Below are 13,074 nucleotides of genomic sequence, written 5' to 3'. Positions count from 1 at the left end.
GCTGGAACCTTTTATAACAGGAACAATTATGACAGAACAAACCTTTATTCCTGGCAAAGATGCCGCACTTGAAGACAGTATTTCAAAATTTCAACAAAAATTGACCGCACTTGGTTTCAATATTGAAGAAGCATCTTGGCTTAATCCTGTGCCAAATGTATGGTCGGTACACATTCGTGATAAAGATTGCCCACAATGTTTTTCTAACGGCAAAGGCGCCAGCAAAAAAGCCGCATTAGCGTCTGCATTAGGTGAATATTTCGAGCGTCTTTCCACCAACTATTTCTTTGCTGATTTCTATTTAGGACAAGAAATTGCTAACGGTGATTTTGTTCATTATCCCACTGAAAAATGGTTTCCTATTGAAGACGATTCCCTTTTACCACAAGGGATTTTAGACGATTATTTATGGGATTATTTCGATCCTAACCAAGAACTAACGCCTGAATTACTCGTGGATCTGCAATCCGGCAATTACGATCGTGGTATCGTCGCCATGCCTTATGTGCGCCAATCCGATCAACAAACCGTCTATATTCCACAAAGTATCATTGCGAATTTGTATGTTTCTAACGGGATGTCCGCTGGTAACACACAAAATGAAGCACGAGTGCAAGGGCTTTCAGAAGTTTTTGAGCGTTATGTAAAAAATCGCATTATTGCAGAAGCAATCAGTCTTCCTGAAATTCCAAAATTCGTCATGGATCGTTACCCATCCATTCAAGCCTCTATTGCCAAATTAGAGGAAAAAGGCTTCCCTATTTATGCCTTTGATGCCTCATTAGGTGGCAAATACCCTGTGATTTGCGTGGTATTGCTCACCCCAAATAACGGCACGTGCTTTGCCTCTTTTGGTGCACATCCGAACTTCCAAGTGGCATTAGAGCGTACCGTAACGGAGCTTTTACAAGGTCGCAGTTTAAAAGATCTCGATGTATTCTCTCCTCCATCATTCAATAATGATGATGTGGCGGAGCACGCCAACCTTGAAACACACTTCATTGATTCTAGCGGTTTAATTTCTTGGGATTTATTCAAAAATACACCAGATTATGAGTTTGTAGATTGGGATTTCTCAGGTTCAACGCAAGAAGAATATGAAAACTTGATGGCAATCTTTAAGGCGGAAGAAAAAGAAGTTTATATTATGGATTACAACCATTTAGACGTTTACGCTTGCCGCATTATCGTACCAGGCATGTCTGATATCTATCCTGCTGATGACCTCATTTATGCCAATAACAATATGGGGATGGACTGGCGCGAGATTTTATTAGATTTGCCACACCATCATCATGATGCTGAAACTTACGAAGAGTTGTTAGCAGAATTAGATGAGCAAGATATTGACGATGCCACACGTGTTCGAGAATTTATCGGTATCGTGGCGCCAAAAGCAAGCGGTTGGACCACATTACGTGTTGGTGAACTTAAATCCATGCTCTACTTAGCATTAGGTGAATTAGAATTAGCCTTAGATTGGGCTAACTGGACGATGAATATGAACAGCTCTGTGTTTACACCAGAGCGTGCAAATTACTATCGTGCTTTAATCAGTATCATTGAATTGCATTTAGACAATACTCGCGATCCACAACAATATCGTACTGTATTTGAAAGAATGTATGGCAAAGAAGCCGTTCAACAAGCTTGGGCTGCAGTGGCAGAAAAAGGTAACCCGTTCTATAACTTGCCAGCCAGCGATGAAACGCTTGAAAACTTCAAAGAACACCAAGCTTTACTTGGTGCTTATGCGAAATTACAAAAAGCCAAACGAGAAAATTGGAAATAGACGATTTTTTCGCAATCATAAGGCGGACTTAATGTCTGCCTTATTCATTTCTGCATTAAAAAACTGCTTTAAAATCAACCGCACTTTTCACACAAAAACGCTTAAATTTATGCTATAATCCGTCACAATTTTTTGATCAAAAAAGGAATAAAAATGACGGATTCAATCCATTCCTCTATTACCCCAGTCAATATCGAAGAAGAACTAAAATCTTCTTACCTTGACTACGCCATGTCGGTGATTGTTGGGCGTGCTTTGCCCGATGTGCGTGACGGTTTAAAACCGGTGCATCGACGTGTGCTTTTCTCCATGGATCAATCTGGCATCACTGCCGGCAAAAAATACGTAAAATCTGCCCGTGTGGTAGGTGATGTAATCGGTAAATATCACCCGCATGGTGATTCTGCGGTGTATGACACCATTGTGCGTATGGCACAGCCGTTCTCATTGCGCTACATGTTGGTAGATGGGCAAGGTAACTTCGGTTCAATCGACGGTGACGCGCCAGCGGCAATGCGTTATACCGAAGTTCGCATGCAAAAAATTACCCAAGCGCTATTAACTGACTTGGATAAAGAAACCGTAAATTTCTCGCCAAACTATGATGGCGAATTAATGATTCCGGATGTATTACCAACTCGTATTCCTGCACTTTTAGCAAACGGTTCTTCCGGTATTGCGGTGGGGATGGCAACCAACATTCCACCACACAACTTAAATGAAGTTTTAGATGGCTGCTTGGCTTATATTGATAACGAAAACATCACCATTGATGAATTAATGCAATATATCCCAGGCCCTGACTTCCCGACAGCGGCATTAATTAATGGCCGTAAAGGGATTGAAGAAGCTTATCGCACTGGTCGCGGCAAAGTGTATGTTCGCGCTCGCGCTAGCGTAGAAACCACAGATAAAGGCAAAGAACAAATCATTGTGACCGAATTGCCTTATCAGGTGAACAAAGCCAAATTAGTGGAAAAAATTGCTGAGCTTATCAAAGATAAAAAAATCGAAGGCATCAGCAATATTATCGACCTTTCGAACAAAGAAGGGATCCGCATTGAAATCGACATCAAACGTGATGCCGTAGGCGAAGTGGTATTAAATCACCTCTATGCGCTTACCCAAATGCAGGTAACCTTCGGAATCAACATGGTGGCCTTAGATCACGGTCAACCACGTTTATTCAACTTAAAACAAATCATTGAAGCCTTTGTGATGCACCGTCGCGAAGTGGTGATTCGCCGTTCTTTATTTGAATTGCGTAAAGCCCGCGAGCGTACGCATATTTTAGAAGGTTTAGCGGTTGCGACATCAAATATCGATGAAGTCATCGATATCATCCGTCAATCGAAAGAGCGTAAAGAAGCGGCAGAAAAATTAATTTCTCGTCCTTGGAAGCTGAATAACGAAATTTTAGGCTTGCTTGATGCAGCGGCTCGTCCAGCTGAATTAGCGGCTGAATTTGGTATTAAAGGTTCTGATTACTATCTTTCTCCAGAACAAGTTGATGCAATCTTAGAACTTCGCTTACATCGCTTAACTGGTCTTGCTACCGAAGAAGTGATCAATGAATACAAAGAGTTATTGGTTAAAATTGCAGAACTTCTCCACATCATTAACAGCCCTGAGCGCTTGATGGAAGTGATTCGTGAAGAGCTTGAACAAGTACGCGCACAATTCGCCGATGAACGTCGTACTGAAATTACTGCGGCTTCTGGTGATATTGATTTAGAAGATTTAATCGCTCAAGAAGATGTAGTAGTGACCCTTTCTCACGAAGGTTATGTGAAATATCAACCGCTTACCGACTACGAAGCTCAACGTCGTGGTGGTAAAGGTAAATCCGCAACGAAGATGAAAGATGAAGACTTCATCGAAAAACTCTTAGTGGCGAATACTCACGATACGATTCTCTGCTTCTCTAGCCGTGGTCGTTTATATTGGTTGAAAGTCTATCAATTACCACAAGCGAGCCGTGGCGCGCGTGGTCGTCCGATTGTGAATATTCTACCGTTACAAGAAAACGAACGTATCACTGCAATCTTGCCAATCTCTGCTTATGAAGAAGATAAATTCGTCATCATGGCAACGGCCGGCGGTATTGTGAAGAAAATTGCACTAACCGAATTCAGCCGTCCACGTTCAAGCGGTATCATCGCCTTGAACTTACGTGATGAAGATGAATTAATCGGTGTGGATATCACTGACGGTTCTAACGAAATCATGTTGTTCTCTTCGCAAGGTCGCGTAGTACGTTTCGCGGAAAGTGCAGTCCGTGCAATGGGGCGTTTAGCAACAGGTGTACGCGGTATTAAACTTGCCCTTACTAATGACATCGCTGACGATGAAAGTGCGGTCGAAATTGAAGAGGTTTCTGACGATAATGCAGAAGAAACCCTCGATCTCAATATCGATAAAGTGGTTTCCTTAGTTGTACCGAAAAATGATGGTGCAATTCTTACCGCAACGCAAAATGGTTACGGTAAACGCACACAATTAAGCGAATACCCAACCAAATCCCGTAATACCAAAGGGGTCATTTCGATTAAAGTGAGCGAACGTAACGGTAAAGTCGTTGCGGCGACACAAGTGGAAGAAACCGACCAAATTATGCTTATTACCGATGCGGGTACCTTAGTGCGCACTCGTGTAAGTGAAGTGAGCATCGTTGGCCGTAACACTCAAGGGGTTCGTTTAATTCGCACCGCAGAAGATGAGCATGTAGTCAGTCTTGAGCGTGTTTGTGATGTGGATGATGAAGACGAAGGCTCTGAAGATGTGACTTCTGAAGAATAATTGGCCTTCCATTAAATAAAAGCCCCGCGTTTTGATTCGCGGGGGCTTTTTTATTGGCATCTAAAATCTCTTTTAGAAATCTATTCTATTGATGAAAACTACTCGCCTTCTTCTAATTCATCAGCCATTGCCGCAAGAATTTCACGGGTTAAATACGCTAATGAACGATATAAAGGAAGTGTGGCATAAGTTTCTACTTGGGTTAAGAATTTCGCTGCACAAGGTAATAAGAAATCACCGAATAAATCTTGTTGAGCGGATAGCGATTCCGTGTTGTCTTCTAACCAAGAAGCCGTAAGCAATAACAAGGCGAAATGATCCACATTCTCTGCCTCTGGCACGTTACGAGCATGACGGAAATCCACAAAACGTTGCACATCCATATCATAACTAGAAATAGCTGTCGGCACATTACCGTTTGGGCCAAACAATTTTTGATATTCTTGATCAAGTAACGTTAAATCAATTTTCATCTGTAAATTATCAATGGCGGCTTCACTTTCTTTATCCGTAGAAAGTGCCCACACTTGACTTAAACCTTGTTGTTGCAGCCAATCAAATACCCCACTTAAAATTGGATCCGTAGGGCTGCGATAAAATAAATTACCGAATAAGCGACTAATTAAAGAGAAATTATTAACTTGAGTTTCTGACATCTGTTGCTTTCCTATAATTGTACTCAAGATTGAGCTAAAAGTGCGGTCAATTTTGCTGCTGTTTTTTCAGCAGCTTCATCAAGCATCGCTTGGCGGGCTACATCATCGATAATGTGAATATCTCCGAACAGCGTGTAATCCACATTTTCAATACCGCAATAATTAAATAAACCATTAACCAAACAATGATTAAGAGATTTATCTACGCCAAATTCTTGATATTGCGCCACGCTGCTACCAATTGTGATAAATTGCTGCATTGCTTTACCATGAATAAGGCCTTTGGACTCACCATTCTCTGTTTTATAGGCAAAACCATGCGTGAGTACGCGGTCTAAATAGCCTTTTAGCATCGCCGGAAAGCCCATCCACCACAACGGATAAACCATCGTAATCAAATCCGCTTGGAGAATAAATTCATGTTCCTGCTGGATTTCTGCTGGGATAATGCCTTTATTGGCCGATTGTAATTCTTCAAAGGAAATAATCGGGTTAAATTCCATCGTGTACAGATCACGCAAATGGGTTTCAACACCAAGTTGTTGGCTTGCTTTTACAATACGCTCTACGATTGCACGACCAAAACTTTTTTGGCTATTGGGATGTGCAAAAATAATTAAATGATTCATTCTGCTACCTTTTTAACTAACAATGTGATGCCATCAACGCGTTCGACCACCACAAGATCATTCACCGTTAAATGCTCGCCTTGAATGCGCCATGTGGTATCGGCAAAAGCACCTCGACCAATCCCGTTAGAACCGATTTCTAATACCGTACCTTTTTTACCTAACAGAGTATGATCTCTTTGATTTAAGGTTGTACGAGATTGATCCTGATTATCTTTGCTATGTTGGTATTTCCACCAAAGCAACGAGAGAATAATCGCTAAAATTGCATAAAAAACGGCTAACGCGGTTAAGGATAAACTCGGCACCAACGCCATTACGCCTGCTGCCACAATCGCAGCCAAGCCCCACCACAATAAAAATACGCCGGGTACAAGGATTTCAGCAATTAACAATACAAAACCTAATACCAACCAATGCCAAACCGACCAAGTTGTTAACCAATCTGCCATATCAACTCCTTGAGAGAAAAAGTGCGGTCATTTTTAACCGCACTTTAAGAAATTACGCTTTTTTGTCGCCTTTTAACAGTTCGGCAATGCCCGCTACCGAGCCGATTAAATTGCCGGCTTCAAGCGGCATCATCACCACTTTGCTGTTCGGTGAACTACCGATTTGTTTTAAGGCTTCCGTGTATTTTTGGGCGATAAAGTAATTGATCGCTTTAGTATCACCGCTAGCTATCGCTTCTGACACCATTTGGGTTGCTTTCGCTTCTGCTTCCGCTGCACGTTCACGCGCTTCTGCTTGTAAGAAGGCTTCTTGACGTTCCCCTTCTGCTTTCAGAATGCGGGCTTGTTTTTCCCCTTCTGCACGTAGAATTTCTGCCTGACGGATCCCTTCCGCTTCCAAGACTTCCGCACGTTTATTACGTTCTGCTTTCATTTGTGCGTTCATTGAATCAATCAATTCACGTGGTGGACGCACATCACGAATTTCAATACGGGTAACTTTAATCCCCCAAGGATTGGTCGCTTCATCCACAATTGCCAGCAAGCGACCGTTAATGGAGTCACGTTGGGAAAGCATTTCATCCAATTCCATCGAGCCTAATACAGTACGAATGTTGGTCATAGTTAAATTGATAATCGCCTGTTCTAAATGGTTCACTTCATAAGCTGCACTACGGGCATCAATCACCTGAACGAAACAGACCGCATCAATAGATACGTTGGCGTTATCCTTAGAAATGACTTCTTGTGATGGAATATCTAATACCTGTTCCATCATATTGATCTTACGGCCAACACGATCCACAAATGGTACGACAAAGTTTAAGCCAGGCATTAAAGTGTGGGTATAACGCCCAAAACGCTCAATCGTCCAGTTATAACCTTGCGGTACAGTTTTGAGTGCTGAAAAAAGTACGACTACAACTAATACAATAAAGACGATTGCGGCAACAGATAAGCCTTCCATAGATTACTCCTTAATGTGAGGAAATATAAGAAAAGTCTAACAAATTAGACCGCACTTTGTATATAAATATATTTATCATTTTCTCTTATAAATTCAAAAAGATGCGTAATGCAATTCGGGGCATCTAAATCTTGATGAGAAACAAATAAAAGTTGGGTTTTACTATTATTAACCAGTTGCTCAATAAAATGTTTCACGAGCTTGCGATTTAATCCATCAAGCCCTTGAAAAGGCTCATCTAAAATCAAAACAGGCGGATATTTCACCATTGCACGTGTAATTAAAAGCAAACGTTGCTGTCCCCAAGAAAGTGAACGGAATGGCTTTTTTGCTAAATGAGTCAGATTTAAACGAGCTAACCATTGCATGGCTTTCAAACGAATTGCCTCTGGCACTTGTTGATAAATCCCAATACTGTCAAAAAAGCCTGAAATGATCACATCTAGCACGGAACAATTCACACGATAATCTAAATGCAGTTGGCTGCTTACGTAACCCATTTTTTGTTTGATATCCCAAATGGTTTCGCCTGAACCACGTTGTTTACCAAAAATCACCACATGATTCGCAAAGGCTTGAGGATGATCACCTGTAATTAACGAAAGTAAGGTTGACTTCCCTGCGCCATTTGGTCCTTTAATCCACCAATTTTGATTTGGCTGAACAACCCAATTTAAATGATCCAAAATCACTTTATCGCCATACTGAACCGTAACATTTTTAAGTTCAAAGTGCGGTTGATTTTCAGGCAATTTTAGTAATGGTGAGACTGGCTCAGGCAACGCTACATCAACAGACTGCTCCGCATACACTAATTGTTGATAAATACTTTGTTGCTCAATAGATTGGCGTTCACCTTCTAATACTAACTCTAAATTTTCCAACATCGCTAAATGAGTCGCTTCAGCAGGAATATCGGCCAGACGATTAACGATTAGAACGATTGCACATTCTTTTTTCAGTTCGTTTAACATCTCCATCCAATCTTGCACAGATTGTTGATCTAGTCCTTCAAAAGGCTCATCTAAAATTAATAGATCGGGCTTTTGCAATAATGTTTGTGCCAATAAGACTTTTCGTGTTTCCCCAGTGGAAAGTTTGATAAAGAAACGATCTAAGAGATAAGTAATCCCTAATTTTTCTGCAATTTGTTCACAAAAAGTGAGTTCCGTGCTGCCATTTAAAATGGTTTCTCTTGCCGTTTGACCAAAGAAATCTGGATCGGTATCATCGTTGTTTAAATTCTTTAATGTGGCTTCAAGAATTTCTCGTTGTTTTTCAAAAGAAAAGGAGTGAACACGTTTGAAGGAATTATGGTACTCCCCTTCCTGTAAAGGTAACTCATTTTGCAAAGCTAAAGCAAACGCCGATTTCCCACTCCCATTACTGCCTACCACAACCCAATATTGTTGTGGCTCAATCGCAAAGTGCGGTAAGTTTAAGGTCTGTTTTTGATAAAGCTTAAATTTTGCTTGCTGAATTAAAAGTGCCATTCTCTTTCCTTTAAAAACAAAAGGCGAGCAATTGCCCGCCTTATTAGATTAATTTAATTAACCGTTTTTACGCTCTTCTTCCATACATACTGCCGCAGTAAATAATACGTCAGTTGAAGAGTTAAGTGCTGTTTCTGTTGAGTCTTGTAAGATACCAATCACGAAACCTACACCAATCATTTGAGCAGCGATGTCATCATTAATACCGAATAAGCTACAAGCTAATGGAATTAACAATAATGAACCACCAGCCACACCAGAAGCACCGCATGCACAAAGTGCCGCAACAATACTTAATAACACCGCACTAACAAAAGAAACTTCAATACCCAATGTATGAACAGCTGCTAACGTTAATACAGTAATAGTAATTGCCGCACCCGCCATATTGATATTTGCACCTAATGGAATTGCTACAGAATAGGTTTCTTCATCAAGATTTAAGCGTTTTGCTAATTCAATGTTTACAGGAATATTTGCTGCAGAGCTACGTGTAAAGAATGCAGTTACACCACTTTCGCGTACACAAGTCCACACTAATGGATATGGATTACGACGAATTTTCCAATAAACGAGAATTGGATTAAGTACAAAGGCAGTAAATAGCATTGTACCGATTAACACGAATAATAAGTGAACATATCCACCTAACGCAGATAAGCCTTTGTCAGATAATGTTTCAGCCACTAAACCGAATACACCGAAAGGTGCAAATGAAATAATCACGTGAACAATTTTAGAAATGCCTTCTGCAAAATCAGCTACAACCTGTTTAGTTGCATCTGATGCATGACGAAGGGCTAAACCTAAACCGATAGACCACGCTAAAACACCGATAAAGTTTGCTTTGAAGATTGCATTTAATGGGTTATCCACCACATTCAATACTAACGTTAACATGACTTGACCAACAGATTGAGGTGCTGAACTCGCATCCTCTTTTACTGCAAGAGCCACATCTGATGGGAATGCCATACTTGCAATTACCGCAGCAACAGCGGCTAAGAAAGTACCTAAAAGATAAAGCATGACAATTTCTTTCATGTTGCTTTTAGAGCCCACTTTCTTATTAGCGAGTGCTGCCATAACAAGGAAGAAAATCAAAATTGGTGCAACAGCACGCAATGCTTTAACAAAGATTTGACCGAGCACTCCAAAGCTAGATGCAAGATCAATACCTGCTGAATTTTTTACACTCTCATTCACCAAGGCAACAAGGATCCCGAGTACCAAACCAACGGCAATTCGTTTTACCAAATTACCTTGGAACAAAAAATGAAATAAACGTGTTGTATTCATAATAGTTTTAAATGAAGATTAAGTTGAACTTCAGATCGTTACGATCCACCGAAACAAGATAAAGATAGCTCAAATTTTATTTAAAAGAAAATTTTTTCTTTATTATTTTGTTAAAAAATTGAACTTTTTCAGTAAGGAATGAATTTTTTCTAAAATTTTCGCCTATAAAAAAATTTTTTCTATGCCCTATTGACATACTGTATCTAATACCAGTATATTACAACTGTATAAACAACCACTGATTAAAAACACACAAACTAAAAGGAACACAAGATGATGAACTACGCAAATACAGTTGCACAAAATGATATGACGTTTTCTTATCATCCTATGCCATTTTTCAATGATGTTGAAAGCAAATCGACATTTAATAAAAAATTAGATCTCAACCTTTATTGCATCAAACGTCCACAACAAACTTGTTTTATTCGTGTTACCAATCCGAATATGCTTGCTTGGGGAATTGAAATGGGCGATATGTTAGTGGTTGAAAAAAATGACAGCCTTTTCATTGGTGATCTTGTCGTATTAGAAAAACAAGACGAATTCCATATTTATGAATTTGCTGGTGTAAGCGGTAATGAATTTGTATTCATGGCATTAGATTCTAAAGTGGAAAATATTAAAACAACACAATGGACAAACCTTCCATTAGTTGGCACGGTGACGAATACTATCCATCAAATGAAACCAAGAAGAGACTTAATGAAATTTGCGGCTTAAGCCAATAATCAGATAATCTAAATAAAGAAAAAGTGCGGTTAAAATTAACCGCACTTCTTGTTGAAATAAAATTGTCATTACATCACACGACGAGATTGTGTATAAGTTCTTGACCAGTAATCTTCATCTAATGAACTAATTGTTACACCTTGGCTTGTACTTGCATGCATAAACTGGTTATTACCAATATAAACGCCAACATGATTGTTGCGACGGAAGAACACCAAATCACCTTTACGTAATTCATGTTTTTGGATTTGGCGACCTAAATAGCGTTGTTCTGAAGTTGAACGTGGAAGCTCCATGCCATAAGCATCAAGAAAAGCAGTTTGCATAAATGCAGAGCAATCAATACCATGTTTTGAAGTACCACCCATTCTGTAACGAGTTCCCACCCATTCGTTATAAACTTGAGCAAGTGCTTTGTCACCAATTAAACCTGATTTAGGACGGTTAGTTCTTAATTTAGGGTAAACGCCCCCTTTTTTCCCATCTAAACCGGCAATCAATCCCGTTAACTCAGCATCATCACTTTCACTAATCATACCGTTTTGTGCCTGCCCCGAATTGTTAGAGCAGGCTGTTGTCAAAACAGCTAAACCTACAATAATCAAAATCTTCTTTAACATAGCTTTTAAATAATAAAAAAATATAAAAACAAAACTGGTCGGATTTTATCAAAAAGTCATTATGCCCGCCAGTCTTTATTGAATTTTTATGCAATTTTGTGAGTGAGATCTCAAAAAAATAAGGGCTACTCAATGAGCAGCCCTTAAAAGGATTAAAATCGATTATTTTTTCTTCGCTTTTGCATTTGGAAGATCGGTAATTGAACCTTCAAATACTTCAGCCGCAAGACCCACAGACTCATGAAGTGTTGGGTGAGCATGAATCGTTAATGCGATATCTTCCGCATCACAACCCATTTCAATCGCAAGACCGATTTCACCTAATAATTCACCACCGTTAGCCCCCACGATAGCCCCACCAAGTATACGGTGAGTATCTTTATCAAAGATTAATTTGGTCATACCTTCTGCACATTCAGATGCAATCGCACGACCAGAAGCTGCCCAAGGGAATTTCGCAACTTCGTAGTTTAAACCTTCTTGTTTACACTCTTTCTCAGTTTTACCTACCCAAGCTACTTCTGGTTCAGTATACGCAATAGAAGGAATAACTTTTGGATCGAAGTAATGTTTTTGTCCTGCAATCACTTCTGCCGCAACGTGGCCTTCGTGAACACCTTTGTGGGCTAACATTGGTTGACCAACGATATCACCGATTGCAAAGATATGAGGCACATTGGTACGCATTTGTTTATCAACATGAATGAAACCACGCTCATCCACTTCAACGCCTGCTTTACCTGCATCGATCAATTTACCGTTTGGTGTACGACCGATTGCCACTAACACTGCATCATAACGTTTAGTATCGTTACATGCTTTGCCTTCCATTGAAACATAGATACCATCGTCTTTTGCTTCAACTGCTGTCACTTTAGTTTCAAGCATTAACTTGAATTTTTTCTCAACTTGTTTGGTGTAGATTGCAACAACATCTTTATCTGCTGCTGGAATCACTTGATCAAACATTTCAACCACTTCAACTTCAGAACCTAATGCATGATATACGGTACCCATCTCTAAACCAATGATACCACCGCCCATGATTAACAGTTTTTTCGGCACTTCTTTCAATTTAAGTGCATCTGTTGAATCCCAAACACGCGGATCTTCATGTGGAATAAATGGTAATTGAATTGGACGAGAACCTGCTGCGATAATTGCATTATCAAATTTAATAGTGGTTGGTTTACCATCACGATCACGTGCTACTAATGTATGTGGATCGGTAAACGCCGCTAAACCTTCAACAACGGTGACTTTACGTTGTTTAGCCATGCCTGCAAGGCCGCCTGTTAATTTAGCCACAACCGCTTCTTTACCTGCGCGCACTTCATCTAAATCAATGCGAGGCTCAGCGAAATACACACCATTTTTGCTTGCGTGTTTTGCTTCTTCAATTACTTTAGCAACGTGAAGTAATGCTTTAGAAGGGATACAACCTACGTTTAAACATACCCCACCTAATGTTGAATAACGTTCAACAAGTACTGTTTCTAAACCTAAGTCCGCACAACGGAATGCCGCTGAATAACCTGCAGGACCAGCACCAAGTACCACAACTTGGGTTTTAATTTCTTTACTCATTTTTACCTCGTAAAAACGTTCAAATTTTTGACCGCACTTGCGGTCCTT

The 13,074-nt window shown here is 40.0% G+C and carries 11 protein-coding genes; 3 read left to right on the top strand and 8 right to left on the bottom strand.

The features are described from left to right. Nucleotides 1-28: 28 nt before the first annotated feature. Both ycaO and gyrA read left to right on the top strand, forming a co-directional pair. Nucleotides 29-1,792, top strand: a complete 1,764-nt coding sequence (ycaO, locus tag RDV53_RS07425) for a 30S ribosomal protein S12 methylthiotransferase accessory factor YcaO (protein WP_032822824.1) — start codon at nucleotides 29-31, stop codon at nucleotides 1,790-1,792. Between the two features lie 153 nt (nucleotides 1,793-1,945). After that, nucleotides 1,946-4,591, top strand: a complete 2,646-nt coding sequence (gene gyrA / locus RDV53_RS07420; RefSeq protein ID WP_005695699.1) for a DNA topoisomerase (ATP-hydrolyzing) subunit A — start codon at nucleotides 1,946-1,948, stop codon at nucleotides 4,589-4,591. Nucleotides 4,592-4,689: 98 nt separating this feature from the next. Here gyrA and RDV53_RS07415 read toward each other — a convergent pair whose 3' ends face one another. Genes RDV53_RS07415 through sstT form a run of 6 tightly spaced genes read right to left on the bottom strand, consistent with a single transcriptional unit; the run spans nucleotide 4,690 to nucleotide 10,087 of the window. Further along, nucleotides 4,690-5,247, bottom strand: a complete 558-nt coding sequence (locus tag RDV53_RS07415; protein WP_032822826.1) for a TorD/DmsD family molecular chaperone — start codon at nucleotides 5,245-5,247, stop codon at nucleotides 4,690-4,692. 23 nt (nucleotides 5,248-5,270) lie between these two features. Further along, the gene (locus tag RDV53_RS07410) at nucleotides 5,271-5,876 is read right to left on the bottom strand and encodes an NAD(P)H-dependent oxidoreductase (RefSeq protein WP_005695697.1); all 606 of its coding nucleotides are present in this window, start codon (nucleotides 5,874-5,876) and stop codon (nucleotides 5,271-5,273) included. Continuing rightward, entirely contained in the window at nucleotides 5,873-6,328 is a 456-nt protein-coding gene (locus tag RDV53_RS07405) for an NfeD family protein (RefSeq protein WP_005695696.1), read from the bottom strand. Before RDV53_RS07405 ends, RDV53_RS07410 begins: the two co-directional genes overlap by 4 nt. 52 nt (nucleotides 6,329-6,380) lie before the next feature. Continuing rightward, entirely contained in the window at nucleotides 6,381-7,295 is a 915-nt protein-coding gene (locus RDV53_RS07400) for an SPFH domain-containing protein (RefSeq protein WP_005695695.1), read from the bottom strand. A 44-nt stretch (nucleotides 7,296-7,339) separates the two neighbouring features. Further along, on the bottom strand, nucleotides 7,340-8,788 hold the full coding sequence (modF, locus tag RDV53_RS07395; protein WP_005695694.1) for a molybdate ABC transporter ATP-binding protein ModF: 1,449 nt from the start codon (nucleotides 8,786-8,788) through the stop codon (nucleotides 7,340-7,342). Nucleotides 8,789-8,845: 57 nt separating this feature from the next. After that, nucleotides 8,846-10,087 (bottom strand): serine/threonine transporter SstT, encoded by a 1,242-nt coding sequence (sstT, locus tag RDV53_RS07390; RefSeq protein ID WP_005695693.1) that lies wholly within the window; start codon nucleotides 10,085-10,087, stop codon nucleotides 8,846-8,848. A gap of 273 nt (nucleotides 10,088-10,360) precedes the next feature. Here sstT and RDV53_RS07385 point away from each other — a divergent pair, with 273 nt between their 5' ends. Continuing rightward, nucleotides 10,361-10,810, top strand: coding sequence for a LexA family protein (locus RDV53_RS07385; protein WP_075875252.1), 450 nt, complete (start codon nucleotides 10,361-10,363; stop codon nucleotides 10,808-10,810). Nucleotides 10,811-10,887: 77 nt separating this feature from the next. On the opposite strand, the gene RDV53_RS07380 is transcribed toward RDV53_RS07385, so the two are convergent. Next, nucleotides 10,888-11,439, bottom strand: coding sequence for an NlpC/P60 family protein (locus RDV53_RS07380; RefSeq protein ID WP_005695690.1), 552 nt, complete (start codon nucleotides 11,437-11,439; stop codon nucleotides 10,888-10,890). Between the two features lie 162 nt (nucleotides 11,440-11,601). Beyond that, nucleotides 11,602-13,026 carry a dihydrolipoyl dehydrogenase gene (lpdA, locus tag RDV53_RS07375; protein WP_005695688.1) on the bottom strand — a complete coding sequence of 475 codons (1,425 nt, stop codon included), beginning with the start codon at nucleotides 13,024-13,026 and terminating at the stop codon, nucleotides 11,602-11,604. Nucleotides 13,027-13,074 lie beyond the last annotated feature (48 nt).

Source organism: Haemophilus parainfluenzae ATCC 33392 (genome assembly GCF_031191205.1).
GTDB classification, from domain to species: Bacteria; Pseudomonadota; Gammaproteobacteria; order Enterobacterales; family Pasteurellaceae; genus Haemophilus_D; species Haemophilus_D parainfluenzae.
This window is presented reverse-complemented; position numbering and strand designations above follow the sequence as displayed.

Coding starts and splice junctions, on each gene's coding strand:
- gyrA (WP_005695699.1), top strand. CDS start 1,946: ATGACGGATTCAATCCATTCCTCTATTACCCCAGTCAATATCGAAGAA.
- RDV53_RS07405 (WP_005695696.1), bottom strand. CDS start 6,328: ATGGCAGATTGGTTAACAACTTGGTCGGTTTGGCATTGGTTGGTATTA.
- RDV53_RS07380 (WP_005695690.1), bottom strand. CDS start 11,439: ATGTTAAAGAAGATTTTGATTATTGTAGGTTTAGCTGTTTTGACAACA.
- modF (WP_005695694.1), bottom strand. CDS start 8,788: ATGGCACTTTTAATTCAGCAAGCAAAATTTAAGCTTTATCAAAAACAG.
- RDV53_RS07410 (WP_005695697.1), bottom strand. CDS start 5,876: ATGAATCATTTAATTATTTTTGCACATCCCAATAGCCAAAAAAGTTTT.
- sstT (WP_005695693.1), bottom strand. CDS start 10,087: ATGAATACAACACGTTTATTTCATTTTTTGTTCCAAGGTAATTTGGTA.
- ycaO (WP_032822824.1), top strand. CDS start 29: ATGACAGAACAAACCTTTATTCCTGGCAAAGATGCCGCACTTGAAGAC.
- RDV53_RS07385 (WP_075875252.1), top strand. CDS start 10,361: ATGATGAACTACGCAAATACAGTTGCACAAAATGATATGACGTTTTCT.
- RDV53_RS07400 (WP_005695695.1), bottom strand. CDS start 7,295: ATGGAAGGCTTATCTGTTGCCGCAATCGTCTTTATTGTATTAGTTGTA.
- RDV53_RS07415 (WP_032822826.1), bottom strand. CDS start 5,247: ATGTCAGAAACTCAAGTTAATAATTTCTCTTTAATTAGTCGCTTATTC.
- lpdA (WP_005695688.1), bottom strand. CDS start 13,026: ATGAGTAAAGAAATTAAAACCCAAGTTGTGGTACTTGGTGCTGGTCCT.